General features: G+C 64.4%; 21 protein-coding genes. 10 read left to right on the forward strand and 11 right to left on the reverse strand.

Going from position 1 to position 21,993, the window contains the following annotated elements:
• Positions 1-4: 4 nt before the first annotated feature.
• From ABB26_RS10955 to ABB26_RS10965, 3 genes are all read right to left on the reverse strand, one after another.
• Positions 5-805: a GntR family transcriptional regulator gene (locus tag ABB26_RS10955; RefSeq protein ID WP_057634016.1), complete on the reverse strand. Its 801-nt coding sequence runs from the start codon at positions 803-805 to the stop codon at positions 5-7.
• A 307-nt stretch (positions 806-1,112) separates the two neighbouring features.
• Positions 1,113-3,227 carry a TonB-dependent receptor gene (locus ABB26_RS10960; RefSeq protein ID WP_057634017.1) on the reverse strand — a complete coding sequence of 705 codons (2,115 nt, stop codon included), beginning with the start codon at positions 3,225-3,227 and terminating at the stop codon, positions 1,113-1,115.
• 358 nt (positions 3,228-3,585) lie between these two features.
• A complete protein-coding gene (locus tag ABB26_RS10965) occupies positions 3,586-4,374 on the reverse strand; it encodes a GntR family transcriptional regulator (protein WP_057634020.1) in 789 nt (262 codons plus the stop codon).
• 56 nt (positions 4,375-4,430) lie between these two features.
• On the opposite strand from ABB26_RS10965, the gene ABB26_RS10970 reads away from it, so the two are divergent.
• Genes ABB26_RS10970 through ABB26_RS10985 form a run of 4 tightly spaced genes read left to right on the forward strand, consistent with a single transcriptional unit; the run spans position 4,431 to position 8,003 of the window.
• Positions 4,431-5,210 carry an enoyl-CoA hydratase/isomerase family protein gene (locus ABB26_RS10970; RefSeq protein ID WP_057634023.1) on the forward strand — a complete coding sequence of 260 codons (780 nt, stop codon included), beginning with the start codon at positions 4,431-4,433 and terminating at the stop codon, positions 5,208-5,210.
• A 9-nt stretch (positions 5,211-5,219) separates the two neighbouring features.
• Entirely contained in the window at positions 5,220-5,552 is a 333-nt protein-coding gene (locus ABB26_RS10975; protein ID WP_057634025.1) for a DUF1330 domain-containing protein, read from the forward strand.
• A complete protein-coding gene (locus tag ABB26_RS10980) occupies positions 5,549-6,592 on the forward strand; it encodes a nitrilase-related carbon-nitrogen hydrolase (RefSeq protein ID WP_057634028.1) in 1,044 nt (347 codons plus the stop codon). The genes ABB26_RS10975 and ABB26_RS10980 overlap by 4 nt, the downstream gene beginning before the upstream one ends.
• Positions 6,585-8,003 (forward strand): aldehyde dehydrogenase family protein, encoded by a 1,419-nt coding sequence (locus tag ABB26_RS10985; protein WP_057634030.1) that lies wholly within the window; start codon positions 6,585-6,587, stop codon positions 8,001-8,003. The genes ABB26_RS10980 and ABB26_RS10985 overlap by 8 nt, the downstream gene beginning before the upstream one ends.
• 7 nt (positions 8,004-8,010) lie before the next feature.
• Here the strand turns inward: ABB26_RS10985 and ABB26_RS10990 are convergent, their stop codons facing one another.
• Positions 8,011-8,250: a hypothetical protein gene (locus tag ABB26_RS10990; RefSeq protein ID WP_152982643.1), complete on the reverse strand. Its 240-nt coding sequence runs from the start codon at positions 8,248-8,250 to the stop codon at positions 8,011-8,013.
• Positions 8,251-8,512: 262 nt separating this feature from the next.
• Between ABB26_RS10990 and ABB26_RS10995 the strand changes: the two genes are divergently transcribed.
• Positions 8,513-10,423 carry an alpha/beta hydrolase family protein gene (locus tag ABB26_RS10995; protein ID WP_245626199.1) on the forward strand — a complete coding sequence of 637 codons (1,911 nt, stop codon included), beginning with the start codon at positions 8,513-8,515 and terminating at the stop codon, positions 10,421-10,423.
• Positions 10,424-10,708: 285 nt separating this feature from the next.
• The gene (locus ABB26_RS11000; RefSeq protein WP_057634034.1) at positions 10,709-11,485 is read left to right on the forward strand and encodes a glucose 1-dehydrogenase; all 777 of its coding nucleotides are present in this window, start codon (positions 10,709-10,711) and stop codon (positions 11,483-11,485) included.
• A gap of 30 nt (positions 11,486-11,515) precedes the next feature.
• Here ABB26_RS11000 and ABB26_RS11005 read toward each other — a convergent pair whose 3' ends face one another.
• From ABB26_RS11005 to ABB26_RS11035, 7 genes are all read right to left on the reverse strand, one after another.
• Positions 11,516-11,917 carry a c-type cytochrome gene (locus tag ABB26_RS11005; RefSeq protein ID WP_057634035.1) on the reverse strand — a complete coding sequence of 134 codons (402 nt, stop codon included), beginning with the start codon at positions 11,915-11,917 and terminating at the stop codon, positions 11,516-11,518.
• A 461-nt stretch (positions 11,918-12,378) separates the two neighbouring features.
• A complete protein-coding gene (prpB, locus tag ABB26_RS11010; RefSeq protein ID WP_057634037.1) occupies positions 12,379-13,263 on the reverse strand; it encodes a methylisocitrate lyase in 885 nt (294 codons plus the stop codon).
• Between the two features lie 28 nt (positions 13,264-13,291).
• Positions 13,292-14,971: an electron transfer flavoprotein-ubiquinone oxidoreductase gene (locus ABB26_RS11015; protein WP_057634039.1), complete on the reverse strand. Its 1,680-nt coding sequence runs from the start codon at positions 14,969-14,971 to the stop codon at positions 13,292-13,294.
• 61 nt (positions 14,972-15,032) lie between these two features.
• Positions 15,033-15,953: a polysaccharide deacetylase family protein gene (locus tag ABB26_RS11020; protein ID WP_057634043.1), complete on the reverse strand. Its 921-nt coding sequence runs from the start codon at positions 15,951-15,953 to the stop codon at positions 15,033-15,035.
• The gene (locus tag ABB26_RS11025; RefSeq protein WP_057634044.1) at positions 15,950-16,885 is read right to left on the reverse strand and encodes a polysaccharide deacetylase family protein; all 936 of its coding nucleotides are present in this window, start codon (positions 16,883-16,885) and stop codon (positions 15,950-15,952) included. The genes ABB26_RS11020 and ABB26_RS11025 overlap by 4 nt, the downstream gene beginning before the upstream one ends.
• Positions 16,882-17,556 carry an isochorismatase family protein gene (locus ABB26_RS11030; RefSeq protein ID WP_211261960.1) on the reverse strand — a complete coding sequence of 225 codons (675 nt, stop codon included), beginning with the start codon at positions 17,554-17,556 and terminating at the stop codon, positions 16,882-16,884. Before ABB26_RS11030 ends, ABB26_RS11025 begins: the two co-directional genes overlap by 4 nt.
• 28 nt (positions 17,557-17,584) lie before the next feature.
• Positions 17,585-18,817: an MFS transporter gene (locus ABB26_RS11035; RefSeq protein ID WP_057634047.1), complete on the reverse strand. Its 1,233-nt coding sequence runs from the start codon at positions 18,815-18,817 to the stop codon at positions 17,585-17,587.
• A 141-nt stretch (positions 18,818-18,958) separates the two neighbouring features.
• On the opposite strand from ABB26_RS11035, the gene ABB26_RS11040 reads away from it, so the two are divergent.
• The 4 genes from ABB26_RS11040 (at position 18,959) to ABB26_RS11055 (ending at position 21,929) form a co-directional block, all read left to right on the forward strand.
• On the forward strand, positions 18,959-19,267 hold the full coding sequence (locus ABB26_RS11040) for an REDY-like protein HapK (RefSeq protein WP_057634049.1): 309 nt from the start codon (positions 18,959-18,961) through the stop codon (positions 19,265-19,267).
• A 20-nt stretch (positions 19,268-19,287) separates the two neighbouring features.
• Positions 19,288-20,130, forward strand: coding sequence for an SDR family NAD(P)-dependent oxidoreductase (locus ABB26_RS11045; protein WP_057634051.1), 843 nt, complete (start codon positions 19,288-19,290; stop codon positions 20,128-20,130).
• Between the two features lie 81 nt (positions 20,131-20,211).
• Positions 20,212-21,078: a polysaccharide deacetylase family protein gene (locus ABB26_RS11050; protein WP_057634052.1), complete on the forward strand. Its 867-nt coding sequence runs from the start codon at positions 20,212-20,214 to the stop codon at positions 21,076-21,078.
• 8 nt (positions 21,079-21,086) lie between these two features.
• Positions 21,087-21,929: an HpcH/HpaI aldolase/citrate lyase family protein gene (locus ABB26_RS11055; protein ID WP_057634155.1), complete on the forward strand. Its 843-nt coding sequence runs from the start codon at positions 21,087-21,089 to the stop codon at positions 21,927-21,929.
• Positions 21,930-21,993 lie beyond the last annotated feature (64 nt).

A 21,993-nucleotide genomic window follows, 5' to 3' on the forward strand; every position in this document is an offset into this window, starting at 1 on the left:
GCACTCAAACGGGTGTCTCCGGGTTGAAGGCTTCGTAGTCCAGGCGCATCTGGTAGCGCAGCTGGTCGGGCCGATATTGGATTTCCAGCAGATCAAGCAGGTGTTGCCCGGGCCCGTAGGAACTGCGCTCCAGCGTCATCACCGCCTGGCCGGGCGACATCTGCAGATGCATGGCCGCCAGTGCGCCCACGCGCAATGCCGACACGGTCTGCCGCACCTGCACGAAGTGGATGCCGCAGCGACGGAACAGCGCGATGCGCGAACCGTGGGCCAGCTGATCGGCGCTGAAGTCCGGGTGATCGGTGCGGGTCCAGCTGGCGTAGTAGCCGAAGGGCTGGCCCTGGCGTGAGCGCACGCGCACGCACCGTACCAGCGCGTGTTCCGGGCCGGTGCCGAAGCGCTCGCGGATGGGTTCCGGTGGAACCACACGTTCCCAGCCGAGCAGTCGCACCTGGGTATTGCGGGCCAGGGTGTCCAGGCTGTGGATCAGTTCGCCGAGGGGCGTCTTCAGCGGCATCGGGATGATGGAGGGGTTGCGTACCTTGCCGCCGATCACCCGGGTGCCGCGCCCACGCTGGCGCACCAGCAGGCCATCATCGGCAAGCACCTGCAACGCCTGGCGTACCGTTACCCGCGAGATGCACAGGCGCCGGGCCAGCTCTTCCTCGCGTGGCAACTGCTCGCCATCACCGATTTCACCGCGCTCGATCAAGCCACGCAGAAAACCCTGCAGCTGGTGATACAGCGGCGAGTGCAGGTCGCGGCGAAGGATGCCTTGCAGAGATTGGGTGGTGAGCGGGTCCACGGCAGGTCGGGCAGTCCTGAATGATCTTAATGATATATCTATATATCTAAATGGGCCGGAGCGATAGGCCCCCGCCGTTGAACCCGTGTATTGCCTCGGTCTTCGCGCATCGGGCGAAGAACCGGCAGGCCTTGCCGGGCCCCGGCTGCGCGTCGCAGGAGGGAGGGCTTCGCGATCCCGGGCACGGGCGGCGCAGACGAAATCGCCGGCCATCAGGGCCGGCGTTGGCCATGGCCGCGCCTTGCGCGGCGCACACGGAAGAAGCGGGAGGCGGCAGCGATGGCCGTCCCTCCCGCTGTGGCAGTCATCACCAGAAGCGGTAGCGGAACTCGACGCCGTAGGTGCGTGGCACATTCGGATAGAGCACCGCCACACCCAACCCGGCGATATCGAAGCCGCCGGTCGAGGCGAAGTCATTGCTCAGGTTCTTGCCCCACAGCGCCACCGACCAGTCGGCATTGTTGGGTTCATAGGCAATGCGCGCGTTGTACTCATGCCCGGCCTTGCGCATGATCAGCGGCGAGTTGTCCTGGTTCTGGAAGTAGTCATCGGTGTAGCGGGCCTGCGCACTGAACACCAGCTCGGCATCGCCTACCGGCTGCACGTAGCTGGTACCCAGCGTCCACTGCAGTTCCGGCGCGTTCTTGAGTGAGCGGCCACGGAAGTAGGGCGTGTTGACCTCGCTGTAACCCTGGTAACGCGCGTGGATGGTGCCAACGGTAGCGTTGACCCGCAGCTTGCGGCTGAGTTGGGCCTCGCCTTCGATTTCCACGCCCTGGATCAACGCGCCGGTGGCATTGGTCAACACGATGACGCCTTCCGGATTGACTGCCGACAACTGGATGCCGTCGTAGTCCAGACGGTAATAGTTGGCGTTCAACCGCACACGGTTGTCCAGCATCGTCGATTTGATGCCGGCCTCGTAGGCGCGCAGCGTTTCCGCGTCCACCGGCACCACCGTGGCAGGCGTGGTACCACGGCCGTTGAAACCACCACTCTTGAAACCGGTGGTAACGCTGGCATAGCCCATGACGTTGTCGGTGAAGTCGTAGGACAACAGCGCTTTCCAATCGGGCCGGTTCCAGCTGCGCTGCAGGGCCCTGCTGAAATTCGGACTGCCGTCGGCTTTCAACGCCACCACCGAGAAGTCCTTGTTCTCATAGCTGTAACGACCGCCCAGGGTCAGCGTCAGCTGGTCCGTGAACCGGTAGTCGCCCTGTGCATACACCGCGTATGCGGTGGTGTCCTGCTTGATGTAGTTGCTGCCGCCGCGGACGAACACATCGCTGCGCGTAGGCTGGTCGTTGTGCTCCCAGAACGAGAACACTCCGGCCACCCAGTTGAACGGACCTTCCAGCTGTGAGGTGAACTGCGCCTCGTAGCCGCGCTGATTCTGGTGCTGGTCCTGTTCAACGTGATAGCGCGTCTGCGTGGTGCCATCCATGTCCATGTAGAAATGGTGGTCCAGCTTGCGGTAGTGAAGGATGTTGCGCAGCGAGAACCCACCGAAATCGGTCTCGCTGGTCAGCGCCACGCCGAGCTGGTCCAGGTTGCTCATGCCGAGCGTGTCGGTCTCGGTCTTGTAGAAGCTGCCAAGACGCGGGATCTGGTTACCGTTGGCATCCAGCGCGACGGGCGTGCCCCAGGCCGGGGTGGACCGCTCGCGCAGCCGATCGATGCTCAGCGTGGCATAGGACGACTCTCCCCAGGTTGACGCCAGTGACAGGCGCCCGGCCAGCACGTCCTGGTCGTTCACCATGCGGTCGTGGGTGATGTCCTTGACGAATCCATCGCGCTGGCGGCTCAGCGCCGCTGCAGAGATATCCAGTGTTTCGCCGATGCGCGTGGCAAAGCTCACGCGTGCGTCGCGTCGACCCAGGTTGCCGAGGCTGCCATCGATGCTGAGCTTGTCCTCGCCGGTAGGCTTCTTGGAGATGTAGCGGATCGCACCGCCGGTGGCATTGCGGCCATACAGCGTGCCCTGCGGCCCACGCAGCACTTCGATGCGTTCCACGTCGTAAAGATCGAACATCGCACCGTTCTGGCGCGGGATGTAGACATCGTCGATGTACAGCGCGACGGCAGGGTCATTGGTGAACATCGAATCGTCCGCACCGATGCCGCGCATGAAGATCTTCGCGCCGGAGCTGGTGCCGGTGTTCTGCTCGATCACGATGTTGGGCGCGGCGAACTTGATGTCATCCACGCGCTTGACCTGCATGCGGTCCAGTGCCGGCCCGCTGATGACACTCATGCTCAGCGGTGTCTTCTGCATCTGCGCCTCGCGGCGCTGGGCGGTGACGCTGACCTGATCCAGCTGGACCGCGTCGTTGTCGCTGCTGGATTGGGCCAGTGCCTGGTTGCTGCCAATGGCGGCCATGATCGCGACAGCCAACGTACTCCGGTACAGAACATCCTTCATGACTCGCCTCGTAGCGTGAAAGGGGGTGGTTTCCGTGAGCGCGCTGGTCACATAGATATGCCAATGCGTCTTTATCCAGTCTTCCGGTATTTGTCCGGACATTCAACCGGACCAGCTGGAAAATTTCACGCGGTCAAGAACGATCGCCCTGGGCATTCAAGTCATTGGCAAACATGGGAAAACGACGATGAATGCGCGGCAGAAATGCTGCACTGCAAAGACATATAGGTGCCATGTCTATGTCATTTGAGTGCGCGGCGGGCGGGTTTCCGCCATCGGGTTCCAGGCGCTGGAACGACAACGCCGCCCGGTTGGGCGGCGTTGTCTGTCACACGGGGATTCCGCCGGGAGCGGGGGCCTAGAGCGACGTATCGGCGTCCACGTCCAGGGTCATCTGGTAGGTGAACTGGTCCGGCCGGTACTGCACGTTGAGCAGATCCACCAGGTGGCCGTCGCCGTCGTAGGAGCGGCGTTCGAGCGAGAGCAGGGCGGTACCCGGCTCCACCTTCAGGTGCATGGCACTGATGGCATCGGCGTTGACCGCCGACAGCACCTGCTCCACCTGCTTGATGTGGATGCCGGCAGCCTGGAACAGCTTCAGGCGCGAGCTGCTGGCCAAACCGGCCTCGTTGAAATCCGGGTGATCGGTGTGGGTCCAGCTGATGTAGTAGCCAAACGGCGTGTCGCCACGGCGGCGCAGGCGGATGGCCTGCACCAGCGGATCGCGCGGGCCGGTATCGAACAGGGTGCGGATCGGCTCCGGCGGCACCGCGCGACGGAACTGCAGCAGCTGCACCTTGGTGTGCTCGGCCAGTACTTCCAGGCTTTCCAGCAGGCCGGTCAGCGGGCTGTGCATCGGCTTGGGGCGGGAACGGTGGATGACGTGCGTGCCCTTGCCACGACGGCGCTCGACCAGCCCCTCGGCGGCCAGCTCATCCAGCGCCCGCTTGGCGGTGATGCGCGACACGCCGAAGCCTTCGGCCAGGTCGAACTCGGTGGGAATGCGTGCGCCGCGCGGTATCTCACCGCTGAGGATGCGATCGCGCAGCAGGCTGAACATCTGGTGGTAAAGCGGCGTCGGCAGGTCGTTGCGCAACAGCTTGTGCGCGTTGGTACTCAACAATGCGGCCAGCGTGTCCTGGGACATCTCGCTTCACCCTCCTTTGGCTTAATGCTATAACGATAGAACAAATAGGGTAGACCATGACGACTGACAATGCCGTGATTTCCTGGAGCCGCGACGGGGTTGTTGCCCGCATCGGCATCCATCGGCCGGACAAGCGCAACGCCTTGGCCACCCGCCATTGGGCGGCGATCGAAGCCGCGCTGGACGCCATCGCCCCCAGTGACGCCCAGGTCGTGGTGCTGACCGGCGTCCCGGGCGCTTTCAGTGCCGGCGCCGATATCGACGAGCTCGGCCAACTGCTCACCGCCCCGGACGCCTTCGCCGCCAACAACGCCCAGGTGCAACGTACCCAGCTCAAGCTGCAACGCCTGCCGCAGACCACGCTGGCCGTCATCGACGGTGCCTGCGTGGGCGGCGGGCTTGGCCTGGCGCTGGCCTGTGACCTGCGCCTGTCCAGCGCACGCAGCCGCTTCGCCATTACCCCGGCCAAACTCGGCCTAGTCTACAGCGCCGATGACAGCCGCCGGCTGGTCAACACCGTGGGCATGGCCCGCGCCCGCGAGATGCTGCTGACCGGATGCCTGCTCGATGCCACCACCGCGCTGGAGTGGGGGCTGATCAATCAGCTGGCCGGCACCGAGGGCCTGGAAGCGCTGGAGCAGGCGCATGTGCAGCAACTGCTGACGACATCCGGACAGGCGCGGCGTGCGATCAAAACCGTGCTCGGCCACCTCGGCGGTGATGCTGCTCTGAGCGCGGCGCAGGCCGATGCCGCCTTCAATGACGCCTTCAGCAGCCGTGATTTCGTCGAAGGCGCCGCTGCCTTCCTCGAAAAACGCGCGCCGTGCTTCAGCTGAGCGCCCGCCGTGCCTGCTTACCTGATCATCGAAGCGCATATCACCGACCCGCAGGGATTCGCTGCCTATGCGCATGCAACGCCGTCCGTGGTGGCGCGTCATGGGGGCCGCTACCTGGTCATGGGTGGGCAGCAGCACAGCCTGGAGGGCGAGCACGCCGCAAGCCGCACCGTGATCTCCTGGTGGCCTGATCGTGCCGCTGCGCTCGCCTTCTGGCACAGCCCCGAATACGCCGCGATCAAGCCGCTGCGCGACGGCACCGGCACGTTCCGTGTGCTGCTCGCCGACGGCGTGCAGACCCAACCGCTCACCGACACCGCAACCGAAGGTACCGCTCCATGATCGACGCCTACCGCGCGCTGGCGCTGCAGACCACCTGTCGCGCAATCAACGCCTGCACCACGCCGGAGGATGCCGCCGCGGCGGTGGCCACCAACATCGAACGCATCGGCCGGCAGATCCGCGCCTCAAAGGCGTTCATCGGCACCGACCTGAAGCTGGTGGTGCTGCCCGAATACTTCGCCACGAGCTATCCGCTGGGCGAAACCATTCCCGGCTGGGCGGCCAAAGGCGGCTTTGCGATGGATGGCGCCGAGTATGAGCAGCTTGGTCGCATCGCCCAGGACAACGGCGTGTACCTGTGCTCCAACGCCTATGAGCGCGACCCGAATTTTCCGGAACTGTACTTCCAGTCATCGGTGATCCTGGATGACAGTGGCAACCAGATCCTGCGCTACCGCCGCTTGATTTCGCTGTATGCACCGAGCCCGCATGACGTGTGGGACAAGTATCTGGATGTGTACGGCATCGACGGTGTATTCCCGGTGGCGCGTACGCCGATCGGGCGGCTGGCCTGCATCGCCTCGGAGGAAATTCTGTATCCGGAAATCGCACGCGCGCTGGGCCTGCGCGGCGCCGAGGTGATCCTGCATTCCACCAGTGAAGTGGGCAGCCCGGAGTTGACGCCCAAGGACATCGCCAAGCGCGCACGTGCCATCGAAAACATGGCCTACGTGGTGTCGGCCAACACCGCCGGCATCAGCGGTGTGGACATTCCGCTGGGCAGCGCCGACGGCATGAGCAAGATCGTCGACGAACAGGGCCGTGTGCTGGCCGCCGCCGGGGCCGGTGAATCGATGGCGGCCTACGCCGATCTGGACATCACCGGCCTGCGCCGCCGTCGGCTGCGCCCGGGCATGGGCAACTTCCTGTCGCGTCTGCCGCAGGGTGCGATCAACGCCGGCCTGGCCAGTACCGCGCTCAAGCCGAATGCGCTGCTGGAGGGCGACACCGTGAAGATTCCACAGCGGGCCGACTTCGCTGCCCGCCAGAAAGCCACCCTCGATGCGCTGCTGAGCGCCGGAGTACTGGGCAATGACTGAAGCCACCACACTGCCATTGCGCAATCCACGCACCGGCCAATCCGACGGTGAACTGCCGGTGACTTCCGCCGCTGAAGTGGCGGCGCTGGGCGTGGCACTGCGGCGGGCTCAGCCTGCGTGGGCCGATGAAAGCATCGAACAACGCTGCCAACGGTTGAGCGCATTGGCCGATGCACTGGCGGCGCGTCGCGAAGGCTTCCTCGATACGCTGCTGGCCGACACCGGCCGCTGGCATGAATCGCAGATTGAAGTGGACGGCACCATCGCCGCGATCCGCCGCTGGGTGCAGCAGGCACCGGCCTGCCTTGCCGAAAAGCCGGTGCAGCAGGAAGCCATTCCCTTCATCCAGACCCAGCAGACCTGGGTGGCGTTCCCGGTTGTCGGCATCATCAGCCCGTGGAATTTCCCGCTGATGCTGACCTTGATCGACGCCGTGCCGGCATTGGCGGCCGGTTGCAGCATCCTCGCCAAGCCCAGCGAAGTGACCTCGCGTTTCGTGCCGTTGCTGCGGGAAGCATTGGAAGAAGCCGGCTTGGGCGAAGTGTTTGCGCTGGTCACCGGCGCCGGTGCCACCGGCCAGGCGGTGATCGAGGCCAGCGACCAGATCTGCTTCACCGGCTCGGTCGCGACCGGCCGCAAGGTCGGCGAAGCCTGCGCACGGCGCTTCATTCCGGCGTCGCTGGAACTGGGTGGCAAGGACCCGGCGCTGGTGCTGTCCGATGCCAACATCGAGCATGCCGCGCGCGCGCTGGCCTGGGGCAGTTTCGTCAACGGCGGCCAGAGCTGCATGTCGATCGAGCGTGTCTACGTCGAAGCGCCCGTCGCCGATGTCTTCATCGCCGCGCTGGTGAAGGAAGCGGCAGCTTTGGAACTGGCATGGCCGGATCCCAAGCAGGGCCAGATCGGCCCGGTGATCGCGGCATCGCAGGTGGCGTTGGTACGCAATCAGTTGGCCGATGCCAAAGCCAAGGGCGCGCGTGCGTTGACCGGTGGCGAGCTGATCGACCATGGCGGCGTGTGGTGCCCGCCGACCGTGCTGGTGGATGTCACCGACGAAATGACGGTGGTGGCCGACGAAAGTTTCGCCAGCGTGCTGCCGGTGATCGTGGTGGCCGACGAAGCCGAAGCCATCGCGCGTGCCAACAACACCGAGTTCGGCCTGTCGGCGGCGGTGTTCACGCAGAGCCCGGAGCGCGCGCAGCGTGTGGCGCGTCAGCTGCAGGCTGGTGGCATCTCGATCAACGATGCCTGCCTGACCGGCATGGTGCAGACCGCCGAGAAGCAGAGCTTCAAGCTGTCGGGCATGGGCGGCTCGCGCATGGGCACCGCCTCGATCCGACGCTTCGTGCGGGCGCGTGCCTTGCTGATCAATACCGGCACCGCCTCGCCGTGGTGGTTCCCGGCGGCCTGAGCGTCGCTCAGCAGGACAGTACGAACTCGCCGAGGAAGATGCCGAAGCCGAGTATCCACATCGCGACCATGGCCGGGAAACTGGCCAGTCGCAGCCACCAGCGCAACAGCCGTGGTGCCTGGCGGGTGGCGCGGAACATCAGCACCGGCAACAGGATGCCGGTGATCACGAACAAGCCGAAGATCGTCCAGCCCAGCAGCCAGAAGGCATTTGATTTCTCGCCGAACTCCGGCGGGCATTGGCGCATGGCCGATGCCGCCAATGGCAGAGCGCACAACAGCGCAACAGATGCGGATTGCGTGAAAATCCTGGTTCGTTGTCGTCGCACGACGGCTTCCCTTCTGCAAGGCGGTCATCCGAGCACATCGTGCCATGCAATCGGCAAACTGGAGGTGATGCAGGCTGCCATCGTGCGGTACCTCTTATGACCAAGTGAAAAATGTCCTACGCTGCGGCATTGTCCAACTGACCGCTGGGGAGTTGTCATGGAGAAGGGGATCAGGAACCTCATGTTCCTGTTGTTGGCGGCATGTGGAAATCTGATGGCGGCACCCGAAACCGCGCAGACGGTACCGGTGGAGGCGTTTGCGAAGGCCAGCCCATTTTCGATGCCTAGGCTGTCGCCGACCGGCGAGTACCTGGCGTTTGCGACGGATTTTGGCCAGGGCAATCACGCACTGCAGGTGGTGCGGCTGTCGGACATGCAGCGCACGGCGGTATTGCGTCTGCCGGTCTATCAATCGCCGTTCCAGATTGCCTGGGTCAGCGACAAGCGGCTGGTGATTGCCAAGGGTCGCAAGTACGGTTCGCTGGAGAAGCCGATGCCATCGGGCGAGATCATCGCCAGCGATTTCGATGGCCAGAACCAGCGCTACATCTACGGCTACGAGCAGCAGAATGCAGCGGCGGGGCTGGACCGTGGCTTTGGTTTCATCGAGGGCATCGCCCAGAGCAACGATGGCCGCTTCTACATGCGCCAGCTCACGCGCACGCCGACCTCATCAATGCTCTACGCCGTCGACACACAGCGGCCGACCTTCAAACTGATTGCCGATATCAACGTGCCGAACCTGGAATTCGTCATCGACCGCAATGGCGTCGCGCGTTATGCCTGGGGCCGTGATGATGAAGACAAGTACCTGCTGTACGCCTCCGACGATGGTCGTCGGTGGCAGCCGATGTCGCCGGCCTCCGCCGGTATCTGGACGCCGCTGGTGTTCTCGGCAGACAACAGCACGGTGTATGCCACCTACAGTCGCAACGAAGGGCCCGCGCAACTGGTTGTGAGCGATCCAAAGGCCAGCGAGCTGGATGTATTGGCCTCCGATGGTTTCAGCAGCATTGGCTATCTGCAATGGACCGCATCGCCATCGATCCCTTTCGCTGCGGCATTGCAGAGTGGGCGGCCGCGTCTGGACTACTTCGATGCGGGTCGTCCGGATGCCCAGCTGCACAAGAACCTGTCTGACCTGCTGCCACAACAGCATGTGACCTTCGATGACATCAGTCGCGATGGGCAGACCGTGCTGCTGCATCTGAACAGCGATAGCGACCCGGGGAGCTGGTATGTGTTCCGACGTTCCAGCAACAAGCTGGAGAAGGTGCTGTCGCCGCATGAAGCGATTGACCCTGCCTTGATGGCCGAGCGCCGCCCGGTGCGCTTCAAGGCCAGCGATGGTCTGGAGTTGGAAGCCATTCTTACAATTCCGCGCAACAGCGAAGGACGTCGCCTGCCGACCGTGCTGCTGCCACACGGTGGCCCACATGGCGTGAGCGACGACTGGTTCTACGATACCGATGCACAGTTCCTGGCCAACCGTGGCTACCTGGTGGTGCAGGTCAACTATCGTGGCAGCAGTGGACGTGGTCGCGCGTTCCAGCAGCAGGGCTACCTGCAGTGGGGGGCACGCATCCAGCAGGACCTGCTGGACGGACTGGATGATGCAGTGGCCAAGGGGCTGGCCGACCCTGCGCGCGTGTGCACGTATGGCGCCAGCTTTGGTGCGTACTCGGCGATGATGTTGGCCGCGCGTGATCCCGAGCGTATCCGGTGTGCAGTAGGTCTTGCGGGTGTGTATGACCTGAAGATGATGTACAAGAAAGGCGACATCAAAGACGACGCCAACGGTCGCAACTATCTGGCCCGGGTGATTGGCCGCAGTGATGAAGAGTTGGCTGCCAATTCTCCCGTGAGTCTGGCGGCGCGTATCAAGGCGCCGGTGTTTCTGGCACATGGCGAGCGTGATGAACGCGCCCCGATTGCTCAGGCCAATGCGATGCGCAGTGCATTGACTGCCGCCGGCAAACCTCCGCAGTGGATGGGCGTGGCAGGTGAGGGGCACGGCTTCTACAACGATGACAACAGCATCGCCTTCTATCGTGCGCTGGAGACGTTCCTGCAGGAACACATCGGGCAGTGAGCGGGCCATTGAGCAACCACGATGGACCCGGCGAAGCGCGTGCCGTGGTCCATCCTGGCGGTTGGCCCGAAGGAGTGAGGTTGCTGAGTGATGAGCCGTTGCGATAACAGGGCGCTGTGAGTCGGGTGTCGATGATCATCCCGGCACGCAACGTGGCTCGATGCCTTCCTTTTCACCTGGGGTTTCCACGTTGCTGCGCACACTGCTCGTTCCGGCAACCGGCTTGAATCCGTGGGTTGCTGTTTTCCGTGCAACGTTGCGAAATTCTGACAGGAGCAACCCGCCATGAATCTTCCGTCGCAGTTCGATCTCAGTGGCAAGGTCGCCATTGTTACCGGGGGTGGCAATGGCATTGGCCGCGCGTGTTCATTGATGCTGGCCGCTTACGGCGCCGCAGTGGTGATCGCGGACCTGAAGCTGGCCGATGCGCAGAAGGTCGCCAGCGAGATCACCACGCATGGCGGCCGCGCATTGGCGCTGGAATGCAATGTGCTCAAGGACGAGGACCTGGTGCAGTTGGTGGACCGCGCCGCCGCCGAACTGGGCGGCGTCCACATCCTGGTCAACAACGCCGGTGGCGGCGGTGCCGGCCGTGAAAGCCCATTCGAGATCACCGTGGAGCAGTTCGAGCGGCCGTTCCAGATCAATGTGTTCAGTGCCTGGCGCTTGGCTCAGTTGTGCGCACCGCACATGGCAAAGGCGGGCTACGGTTCGATCATCAACATGTCCTCGATGAGCTCGGTCAACAAGAGCCCGGCGATCAGCGCCTATGCCGCGTCCAAGGCGGCGATCAACCACATGACCGCGAACCTGGCGCATGACTACGGCCCGCAGAAAATCCGCATCAATGCAGTGGGGCCTGGCGCGGTACGCACCGGTGCGCTGGCGACGGTGCTGACCCCGGAGATCGAAGCGCGGATGCTGTCGCATACGCCGATCAAGCGACTTGGTGAGCCGGATGATATCGCCGGTGCGGTGCTGTACTTCGCCGCGCCGATTTCGAACTGGGTCAGCGGGCAGACCTTGTTCGTCAACGGTGGTGGCGTACAGACGCTGGATTGAGGCCGGCGTTGCGGTCAGATGCCGAACGGCTCAGTGCTGCTCGGGCAATGTGGACAGGTACTCGATCACCGCCTGGCGTCGTGCTGGATCAGCGGTGGCATTGACCATCTTGCTGCCGGGCACCTGTCTGGTTGGCGACTTGAGGAAGGCATCCAGCGTCTGCGCATCCCAGGTGATGCCACTGGCCTTCATCGCTTCGGAGTAGTGATAGCCCGGCGCGCTCCCGGCCTTGCGTCCGATCACGCCATGCAGATTGGGACCGACGCGGTGGCCGAGATCGGGGCGGGTGTCGTGGCAGCCGGCGCAGATGGCGAAGGCACGTTCAAGTTCGCGCTGGTGCGGATCGGCACTGGCCGAGTGGTTGAAGGCGTCGCGTTGGCCGCAGGCGCTCAGTGACAGGCAGATGGCGAGTGCAAGCAGCGGGCGGAACATTGTTTCCTCAGTGCGACAGCCGCCGCGGTGCTACGGCGGTAGCAATGATGGCTGCTGGTGGGACGGAAAGGCAAAGGCAGTAGTGGAAGTGGCGAAGCAGATGCGCCCTCATCCGCCCCTTCGGGGCACCTTCTCCCGTGGAACGGGAGAAGGGATGCTTTCAAGCATTGCTTGAGCTGCTGGTCCTGCGGCTCCGGGTGCGCTTCGCAAACGGCGACGAAGCCAGCAATGCATGGTGAACAGCAACCAGCCCGAAGCTATCCCCTCTCCCGTTTACGGGGGCGATGCGGGCTTGCTTGCGAACCATTGGTTCGCAGCCCGTTGAGCACCCTTGCGCTTGCGCAAGGGTCGGGGCGCGGAGCGGGGGTAGGGGTGAGGGAAGCTCTTTGGCTTTCAGGATCTTTGGCTTTCATACTTTCAAGCTCGTAGCTTCAAAGCCTTCTACGTCCTCAAGCCTAGTGTCACTTCTTCGCAGCGAACGTCTGATCCAGACTCTGCTCGAAGGTGTGATACCCGATCCGCTCATACAGCTCCTCGCGGGTCTGCATGGTGTCCACCACGTTGCGCTGGTGGCCGTCGCGGCGGATCGCGGTGTACACGTTCTCGGCCGCCTTGTTCATCGCGCGGAACGCCGACAGCGGATAGATGCACATCGACACGCCCACCGACGCCAGCTCCTCGGTGGAGAACAGCGGGGTCTGGCCGAACTCGGTGAGGTTGGCCAGCAGTGGCACCTTCACTGCTTCGCTGAAGCGCTTGTAGGTTTCCAGGTCATACGAGGCCTCGGCAAAGATACCGTCGGCGCCGGCTTCCACGCAGGCGATGGCACGCTCGATGGCGGCATCCACGCCTTGCACTGCGATCGCATCGGTACGAGCGATGAGGAAGAAATCCGGATCGGTCTTGCCATCGGCCGCCGCCTTGACGCGGTCGGTCATCTCGCCCAGTGACACGATTTCCTTGTTCGGGCGATGACCACAACGCTTGGCGCCGACCTGGTCCTCGATGTGGCAGGCCGCCGCGCCGGCCTTGATCAGTGACTTCACCGTGCGCGCGATGTTGAACGCGCTCGGACCAAAGCCGGTGTCGATGTCCGACAGCAGCGGCAGGTCGCAGACGTCGGTGATGCGGCGGATATCGGTGAGCACGTCGTCCATGGTCAGGATGCCCAGGTCCGGCAGACCCAGCGAACCTGCGGCGACGCCGCCGCCGGACAGGTAGACCGCACGGAAGCCCGCACGCTTGGCCAGCAACGCATGGTTGGCGTTGATGGCGCCGGGAATCTGCAGCGGACGCTCTTCCTGCAACGCCGCGCGGAAGCGGGCGCCTGGACTGACAATGCTCATCGAAACTCCTGTGGTTGGATGGCGATGCTTACATCGCCGGGTAGTTCGGTCCGCCGCCACCCTGCGGGGTTACCCACACGATGTTCTGGGTCGGGTCCTTGATGTCGCAGGTTTTGCAGTGCACGCAGTTCTGCGCGTTGATCTGCAGGCGCGTGTCGGCACCTTCGCCGACAAATTCGTACACACCGGCCGGGCAGTAACGCGCTTCCGGGCCGCCGTAGGTGGCCAGGTTCACGCTCACCGGGATGCTCGGATCCTTCAGCGTCAGATGGCTGGGCTGGTCTTCTTCGTGATTGGTCGAAGACAGGAACACCGAGCTCAGGCGGTCGAAGGTCAACACGTTGTCCGGCTTCGGGTAGTTGATCTTCGGCTGCGTGGCGGCAGGCTCCAGGCACTCGTGGTCGGCCTTGGTGCGGTGGATGGTCCACGGCGCGGTACGGAAGCCCAGCATCGGCAGCACCAGCTGTTCGATACCGGTCATCAGCGTGGCCACGGTGCGGCCCTTCTTGAACCACTGCTTGAAGTTCTTGGCCTGCATCAGCTCGGCCTTCAGCCAGCTGTTCTCGAATGCTTCCGGGTAGGCGCTCAGTTCATCGCGCGAACGGCCGGCGACCAGCGCGTCGAACGCGGCCTCGGCGGCGAGCATGCCGGTCTTGATCGCGGCGTGGCTGCCCTTGATGCGGCTGACGTTGAGGTAGCCGGCCTCGCAGCCGACCAGCGCGCCACCCGGGAACACCGTCTTGGGCAGCGACAGGATGCCGCCGGCGGTGATCGCGCGCGCACCGTAGGCGATGCGCTTGCCGCCTTCCAGGTGCTTGCGGATCGCCGGGTGGGTCTTGAAGCGCTGGAACTCCTCGAACGGGCTCAGCCACGGGTTCTTGTAGTCCAGGCCGACCACGTAACCGATCGAGACCTTGCCGCCCTCGGCGTGATACAGGAACGCACCGCCGTAGGTGTCGTTGTCCAGCGGCCAACCAGCGGCGTGCACCACCAAGCCCGGCTCGTGCTTGGCCGGATCGATCTGCCACAGCTCCTTGATGCCGATGCCGTAGGCCTGCGGGTCCTTGCCGGCGTCGAGCTTGAACTTGCTGATCAGCTGGCGGCCCAGATGGCCACGCGAGCCTTCGGCGAACACGGTGTACTTGGCATGCAGTTCCATGCCGCGTTCGAAGTTCGGGCCGGGCGTGCCGTCCTTGTGGATGCCCATGTCGCCGGTGGCCACACCCATCACCGCGCCGGTGTCGTCGTACAGCACTTCGGCGGCGGCAAAGCCCGGGAAGATGGCCACTTCCAGCGCTTCGGCCTGCTGCGCCAGCCAGCGGCTGACTTCACCCAGGCTGATGATGTAGCTGCCTTCGTTGTGGAAGCACTTGGGCAGCAGCGCGTTGGGCGTGGTCTTGGCGCCGGTTTCATTGAGGAACAGGAATTCGTCGCGGGTGACGGCCTGCTTCAGCGGCGCACCGCGCTCGGCCCAGTCCGGGAACAGTTCGGTGAGCGCGCGCGGATCCATGACCGCACCGGAGAGGATGTGCGCGCCCGGCTCGGAGCCTTTCTCCAGTACGCAGACCGACAGCTCCTGCCCTTTCTCCACGGCCAGCTGGCGCAGACGGATGGCGGTGGCCAGGCCGGCGGGGCCGGCGCCAACGATGACGACGTCGAACTCCATCGCTTCGCGCGGCGGCAGTGCGGAGGTGGCTTCAATGTTCATGCAGGGGCTCTTGGGTAAAGGCCGGCGCGATAGGCGACGACGGTTGCCTGGAACCGCCGCCTCAACATGAGGCGGCGATGATCTCCGAAGGTGCAGCGTTCCAGATCAGCCCCGCGCGGTCGGCCAGATGGGCGAACACACGTTCCAGGTGCTTGATGCGGTGCGGCTGGCCCATCACCCACGGGTGGATGTTGAGCGCGAGCAGGCGACCCTGTCCGGTGTGCTGCGCTTCCTCGATCAGGAATTCGCAGGCATCGATCATCTGGTCCGCATACTCGGCCTCGGCATGCAGATTTTCGCCGACCACGAAGCGATCTTCCAATTCCAGTGACAGCGGCAGTGCCGTCATCGGGCCGTGCGCGGTCTGGAACGGGTAGGGCAGCTCGTCGTTGACCCAGTCGGCAAACCACTCAAGACCCATCTGCCGCAGCAGTTCCGGGGTGTTTTCCGATTGCGAACGGGCCGGCGACAGCCAGCCCCGCAGGGGTGCATCGGCGTACGGGGCCAGGGCGGCCAAAGTGCGCCGGATGTATTCAGCTTCGCGTTCTGGCGCCAAACCACCGTAGTGCACGCTGTCCATGTTCCAGCCGTGCGCCACCAGCTCGGCGCTGCGCGCCTGGAGCCGGCGTAGCAGCGCTGGGTAGCGCTCGGCCAGTTCGCCGTTGACCGCGGTGCTGGCGCGCAGACCGTACGTTTCCAGCGCATCCAGTACGCGGAACACGCCCACCCGGTTGCCGTAATCGCGCAGGGTGTAATGGCGCAGGTCCGGATAGGGCATGACCATCGAACCGTGCGGCTTGAAGCCTTCACCGGCGGGATTGAGCGGGAAGTGTTCCAGCGTCAGGTTGATCCACAGCGCCAGCGGCTTGTCGCCGGGCCAGCGCACGGCCGGGCGCTGCGCCAGCATCGACCACGCATAGCGCTCATGGTCCATGCCGTGGCGCAGCTGCGGGTACTCCAGGAAGCTGCGATCCAGGCTCATGCCGCGTCCTCCGCGTTGACGGCGGCCATCGAGGCCAAAGCATCGTCGTAATGGTGGTCGAGGTAATGCTGGGCGATCTCGCGGCCGGTGGCCTTCCACACCTTGTCGTGGCTGCAGATGTAATCCATCGCGTCCTGGAACGCGGCCAGACGATGTGGGTGGCTGACCTGGTAGGCGTGCAGCGGTACGCACATCACCGTGCCGGAGTGCTCGCCCTCGGCATACAGACGGTCGAAGGCGTCCTTGATCATCTGACCGTAGCGGCGCGGTTCGATCTTGTTGGTGACGTAGACGATGGTGTCGTTGAGTTCCAGCGAGTACGGCACCGACACGAAACGGGTGCCCGAGCGGGTCTTCACCGGGGTGGGCTGGTCATCGTGGAACAGGTCGCAGGTGTACAGGCCGCCGGCTTCGGCGAACAGATCAATGGTGGAATCCGAATGCGACAACGCTGGTGCCAGATAGCCATCGCAATGCTGGCCGGTGTGCTCGGCGATCAGCCCCATCGAGTGCGCGATCATCTCCCGCTCCTGCGCCTCGTCCATGCCGTAGGTGTAGCGGGTGTTGTAGATACCGTGGCTGAAGAATTCCCAGTCGCGCTCGGCCGCCATCTGGATCACTTCCGGATGGTGCTTGAGCATGGCGGTGGACAGCGACACCGAGCCGCGCAGGCCGTACTGGTCCATCACCCGCATCATCCGCTGGTGGCCGACACGGTTGCCGTAATCGCGGGTGCCGTAGCTCTGGATGTCCGGCAACGGGCGCGGCCACGGCTTGCGCTGCGGATTGGCCGGCGGTGCGTATTCGTAGAACTCGATGTTGGGCGCGATCCACAACGCCACGCGGGCGCCGCCCGGCCAGCTTATCTTCGGCCGGCTGTCATAGGGCCAGTAGTCGAACAGGCCCGGGTCGGATTTGCTCGCCGTGCTCATGCGCGCAACGCCTGCAACTGCGCGGCCACGTGTTCCACCGATTCCACGTCGCCGTACTTGAGCATGATGTCGCTGAGGTTGGCGAAGTGCGGGATCTCGTGCTTGTCGGCCACGCACTCCTCCGGAACGATGCTGCGGTAGCCGCGCGACAGGCTGTCGATCACGCAGGCGCGGATGCAGCCGGAGGTGGAACCGCCGGTGATGATCAGGGTGTCGATCTTGTGGAAGGTCAGCAGCGACCACAGGTTGGTTTCGAAGAACGGGCTGGCCATGCGCTTGTGCATGACGATGTCGCCGGGCTGCACGTCGGCACGCGGGTCGAACTGCGCCCGCTCGGAGCCGTGCTTGATGTTCTGCAGCGAATCCGGGGTGTTGGTGCGGGTGCCCCAGGTGCCGGCGTCCTCGCCCGATTCCAGATAGGCCACATACGTCCACACCACCGGCAGGCCCAGCGCACGTACCTGCGCCGACAGCGCATTGATGTGCTCGATCTGGCGCGGATTGGTTTCATAGGCGGTCTTGAACGCGGCCAAGTCGGTGTAGGCGCGCTGCACGTCGATGTTGACGATGGCCGGGCGTGCGCCGAAGCCGAACTTGGCGCGGTTGGGATTTGCCTTGACCTGCTCCCAGTACTGGCGGGCGGTGAGGCTGGACGTTTCCATCACGGGCATGGGGTCTCTCCGTTGCGTCGATGCGGGATCAGGGCTTGGCCAGGCGCGCGCGTTCGTCGCGCACCAGCGTGGCGGCCAGCAGCGCAAGCACGATCAGCACGCAGATCAGGCTGAAGGCGATGTGGTAGCTCTTGGTCACGTCGAAAATCTTGGCGGTCACCCAGATGCCCAACCCGGCCGTGGTGGCATCGAGCAGGGTGATGGTGCCGAGGATCTTGCCGGCCGCGCTCAGCCCGAAGGCATTGACCGCCAGCAGCTGGATCATCGTGTACAACCCGCCCCAGCCCAGCCCAAACAGCGCCAGCGAGTACCAGATCAGGTCGGCGCGCATCGTCGCCAGGATCACCGCACCGGCAGCCATGATCGCCAGATTGAGCAGGAACACACGCTTGGCCGGCAGCACATCGGCCAGGAAGCCGAACAGGAACTTGCCGACCATCGCCAGGCCGAACATCAGGCCCAGCGCGTTGCCGGCCTTGGCCGGTTCAAAGCCGAGGTCGCGCATGTGCAGGAACAGGTTGGCCGACACCGCCATGATCGAGAAGAACGTGGTCATCGCCACGAATGCCAGCACCCAGAAGGTGCGGGTGCGCATCGCCTGCGCGTAGCCAAGGTCGGCCAGCTGCGTGGTGACCGGCTTGCCACTGATCGCGTCGGCGGCAGCTTTGTCCGCGCCCCACGGCTGGATGCCGCCCGGGCGCGGGCTGCGCGCGAACAGGAACGCAATGACCAGGAACGCGATCGGCACGGCGGTTTCCCAGAGGAAAGCCGCGCGCCAGTCCATGCTCTGCATCAGGTGCACGCCGAGCTTGGGGAACACCATGCCACCCAGGCTGGTGCCGACCAGGGCGATGCCGATGGCGGTACCGCGATGGGTGACGAACCACTGCGAGACGAAGATCACCGCCACGTTGAGTCCGGCGGCGACCAGCACGGCGGCGAAGCCGACGTGGATCCAGTACAGGTGTGCCAGCGAATGCACGTGTGCATAGGCGAAGTACAGCGCCGCCAGCAGCGCCAGGCCGCCCAGGATCAGTTTGCGCGGGCCGACCCGATCAATCAGCGCGCCCATGAACGGCGACATCCAGCCGGCCAGCACCAGGGTGATCAGGTCGCGCAGCTTGAGTTCGCTGCGGGTCCAGCCGAACTCCTTGAGCAGAGATTCGTCGAACGCAGTCAGGCCGGTAATGGTCAGGCCGTTGGAGACCAGCAACACCAGCATCCCCATTACCGCCATCAGCCACGGGTAGTAACGCTTCATCCAGGCACCTCAATCGATTGGGTTATGGCAAGTAGATACGCCGGTGGGGGAATTCCGCCGCCGGCGTTGACCGGGGGCGAATGGCATGCCTACACTTTGTCCGGACAAAGTGTGCCACAGTCTTTTACCCGGGAGGAAGCCATGCAAACCGTAATCGTCCTGTTCAACCTCAAGCCGGGTGTCAGCCGCGAGGAATACGAGGCCTGGGCGCGTGCCAGCGACCTGCCGGTGGTCAACGCGCTGCCGTCGGTGGACCGGTTCGAGGTGCTCAAGTCCAGCGGCCTGCTGATCGGTGAAGGCAAGCCGCCGTATGACTACATCGAGATCATGCGCATTCCGGACATGGCAGCGTTCGGCAAGGATCTGTCCGACCCGGCCGTGCAGGCGGGGGCAGCGCAGTTCCAGCAGTACGCGGACAATCCGTTGTTCATCCTCACCAGCGCGCTGTAAGCGCACAAGGAACTTTGGTCATGGCTCGATTCCCCGAACTCCAAGGCAAGGTCGCGTTGATCACCGGCGCCGGCCGCCGTGCCGGCCTGGGCGAGGGCATTGCCCGCCGTCTGCTGGAGGAAGGCTGCAAGGTGGTGCTGACCGACATCGGCCAGGTGCGTGGCGCCGAGATGCCGGTCACGGCCGTCGGCACCGATGAGGAAATGGCGCAGGTGGCGGCGGAACTGGCCAGCAGTACCGGCGGCGAATGCGTGGCGATGGCGCTGGACGTGCTGGAAGAGGCGCAGGTGGAGGCCGTGATCAAAGCAACGGTCGAGCGCTTCGGCCGGCTCGACATCCTGGTCAACAACGCCGGTATCGGCTACCTGATGAAGTCGCTGGTCGATATCGACGCCAAGGAATGGGATGCGGTGCTGGGCGTGAATCTGCGCGGCGCGTTCCTGACCATCAAGCACGCCGGCCGGCAGATGATCGCCCAGGGCGGCGGCCGCATCGTCAACATCGCTTCGCAGGCAGCCAAGTCGGCGTTCCCGCATGCGGCGGCCTACTGCTCATCCAAGCACGGCCTGGTCGGCCTGACCCGGGTGGCGTCGCTGGAGCTGGCCGGCCACGGCATCAACGTCAACGCGGTCTGCCCCAACCACGTCACCACCGGCCTGGGCGCCTGGCAGAACGAGTACTTCGCCGCCAAACAGGGCAAGAGCGTGGAGCAGTACCTGGCCGACATGCGCGCACGCATCCCGGCCGGCCGCCCTGGTCTGACTTCGGATACGGCAGCCGCTACCGCCTTCCTGTGCTCGGACGACGCGGTCTACATCACCGGTGAGGCGATCAACGTCTCCGGTGGCGAAGAGAACCACTGATCGGTAGCTGCCGACGCGATCCGGATTCCATCAGCCGTACCCCCACCACCTGTACGACTCAAGAAGCGCAACGAGAGAACCATGTCCAAAGCAGCCTACCAATGGCCCAACAATGCACGGCTTGCACTGTCGGTGGTCGTCAACGTCGAAGAGCTGTCCGAGTACAACGTCGGCCAGGGTGACAAGATCACCGAGCCGGTGGACGAGCTGCACGTCACCCTGTCCAAGCCGGTACGTAACTACGGCAACGAGTCCAACTACCGCTATGGCGTGAATGAAGGCCATGGCCGCGTGGCCGCGCTGCTGGACAAGTACAACGTCACCAGCACTTACACCGCCGCCGCGGTATCGCTGGAGCGCGCGCCGGAAATCGCCGGCTACCTGCGTGGCAGTCGCCACGAAGTGTGCTCACACGGCCATCGCTGGATCCATCAGTTCCGCTTCAACGAGGAACAGGAACGCCAGTTCATCCGTGATGCCGCCGACAGCATCGAAAAGACCACCGGCGTGCGCCCGGTCGGCTGGTTGTCGCGCTACCTGCATACCGCATCGACCCGTCGCCTGTTGCAGGAGGAAGGCTTCCTGTACCACATGGACGACTACTCGGCCGATGCGCCGTTCTGGGGCGATGTCGAAGGCAGCAACGCGCCGATGATCGTGGTGCCGTACCAGCTGGACACCAATGACATGAAGATGTGGGTGGCACCGTCCTACCTGCCGAAGGACTGGCTGGACTACGCCATCGACAGTTTCGACACGCTCTACGCCGAAGGCGAGCACACCCCGAAGGTGATGTCGCTGGGCCTGCACCTGCGCATCATCGGCCGCCCGGGTCGCATCGGCGCGTTCGAGAAATTCCTGCAGTACGTCGCACAGAAGCCGGGCACCTGGTACGCGACGCGTCGCCAGATCGCCGAACACTTCGCTTCGCAGGTGGCCGCATCGTGAGTGCATCCGTGAACAATCCCCGCCGCTGCCTGTTGTTCGTGCCGGGCTCGCGTCCGGAGCGTTACGCCAAGGCCATCGCCACCGGTGCCGACCAGGTCTGCATCGATCTGGAAGACGCGGTAGCGCCGGGTGACAAGGAAACCGCGCGCGCCTCGCTGTTCGCCTTCCTCGCCAACGCACCGGAAAGCCGCAGCGAAATCGGCCTGCGCATCAACCCGCTGTCCACCGAACTGGGCCAAGCGGATCTGAAGGCGCTGGCCGCCTCGGGCCTGAAGCCGGCCTTCGTGATGCTGCCCAAGGTCGAAACCGTGGCCGAGCTGCAACAGGCCGATGCAGCGCTTGCCGGCATCGACACGGTGTTCATCGCGCAGATCGAAACGCCCAAGGGGCTGCTCGATGCGCGCGCGCTGGCCGTCGCCATTCCGCGCCTGCAGGCGCTGATGTTTGGTGGCTTCGACTACATCGTCGCGCTGCGTGGTCGCGCGGGTTGGGAAAGTTTCTTCCACCCGCGCGTGCAGCTGGCCACGATTGCGGCCGAAGCCGGTGTCGGTTGCCTGGACGTGCCATTCTTGGACATCAAGGACGAGGCCGGCCTGGTCAACGAAACCGACCGTGTGATCGACCTTGGCTTCACCGCCAAGGCCGCGATCCACCCGGCCCAGGTCGAGCCGATCCAGAGCCGCTACCTGCCCACCGCCGCCGAGTACGACCGCGCCCAGCGCGTCATCGCCGCGCTTGCCGCCAGCGGCGGTGAAGCCATCCAGCTCGACGGAAAGCTGGTGGACCGCCCCATCGAAATCGCCGCCGAACGGGCCATCGCACTCGGTGCCCACGGCGTCCGCGCCGGCTGATCACACCGCTCCATTGAACGCCTGATTTACGCCCCTCTTTGACCAAGCTGCGCCCAGCGCCAGC

The organism is Stenotrophomonas humi (assembly GCF_001431415.1).
GTDB lineage: Bacteria > Pseudomonadota > Gammaproteobacteria > Xanthomonadales > Xanthomonadaceae > Stenotrophomonas > Stenotrophomonas humi.

Excerpts from the sequence above, each read along its gene's own strand:
- ABB26_RS10970 (WP_057634023.1), top strand. The coding sequence starts at position 4,431 with ATGACGACTGACAATGCCGTGATTTCCTGGAGCCGCGACGGGGTTGTT.
- ABB26_RS10960 (WP_057634017.1), bottom strand. The coding sequence starts at position 3,227 with ATGAAGGATGTTCTGTACCGGAGTACGTTGGCTGTCGCGATCATGGCC.
- ABB26_RS11045 (WP_057634051.1), top strand. The coding sequence starts at position 19,288 with ATGGCTCGATTCCCCGAACTCCAAGGCAAGGTCGCGTTGATCACCGGC.
- prpB (WP_057634037.1), bottom strand. The coding sequence starts at position 13,263 with ATGAGCATTGTCAGTCCAGGCGCCCGCTTCCGCGCGGCGTTGCAGGAA.
- ABB26_RS11025 (WP_057634044.1), bottom strand. The coding sequence starts at position 16,885 with ATGAGCACGGCGAGCAAATCCGACCCGGGCCTGTTCGACTACTGGCCC.
- ABB26_RS11035 (WP_057634047.1), bottom strand. The coding sequence starts at position 18,817 with ATGAAGCGTTACTACCCGTGGCTGATGGCGGTAATGGGGATGCTGGTG.
- ABB26_RS10995 (WP_245626199.1), top strand. The coding sequence starts at position 8,513 with ATGTTCCTGTTGTTGGCGGCATGTGGAAATCTGATGGCGGCACCCGAA.
- ABB26_RS11050 (WP_057634052.1), top strand. The coding sequence starts at position 20,212 with ATGTCCAAAGCAGCCTACCAATGGCCCAACAATGCACGGCTTGCACTG.
- ABB26_RS10980 (WP_057634028.1), top strand. The coding sequence starts at position 5,549 with ATGATCGACGCCTACCGCGCGCTGGCGCTGCAGACCACCTGTCGCGCA.
- ABB26_RS11000 (WP_057634034.1), top strand. The coding sequence starts at position 10,709 with ATGAATCTTCCGTCGCAGTTCGATCTCAGTGGCAAGGTCGCCATTGTT.
- ABB26_RS10990 (WP_152982643.1), bottom strand. The coding sequence starts at position 8,250 with ATGCGCCAATGCCCGCCGGAGTTCGGCGAGAAATCAAATGCCTTCTGG.
- ABB26_RS10965 (WP_057634020.1), bottom strand. The coding sequence starts at position 4,374 with ATGTCCCAGGACACGCTGGCCGCATTGTTGAGTACCAACGCGCACAAG.
- ABB26_RS11015 (WP_057634039.1), bottom strand. The coding sequence starts at position 14,971 with ATGAACATTGAAGCCACCTCCGCACTGCCGCCGCGCGAAGCGATGGAG.
- ABB26_RS11040 (WP_057634049.1), top strand. The coding sequence starts at position 18,959 with ATGCAAACCGTAATCGTCCTGTTCAACCTCAAGCCGGGTGTCAGCCGC.
- ABB26_RS11005 (WP_057634035.1), bottom strand. The coding sequence starts at position 11,917 with ATGTTCCGCCCGCTGCTTGCACTCGCCATCTGCCTGTCACTGAGCGCC.
- ABB26_RS11030 (WP_211261960.1), bottom strand. The coding sequence starts at position 17,556 with ATGCCCGTGATGGAAACGTCCAGCCTCACCGCCCGCCAGTACTGGGAG.
- ABB26_RS11020 (WP_057634043.1), bottom strand. The coding sequence starts at position 15,953 with ATGAGCCTGGATCGCAGCTTCCTGGAGTACCCGCAGCTGCGCCACGGC.
- ABB26_RS10985 (WP_057634030.1), top strand. The coding sequence starts at position 6,585 with ATGACTGAAGCCACCACACTGCCATTGCGCAATCCACGCACCGGCCAA.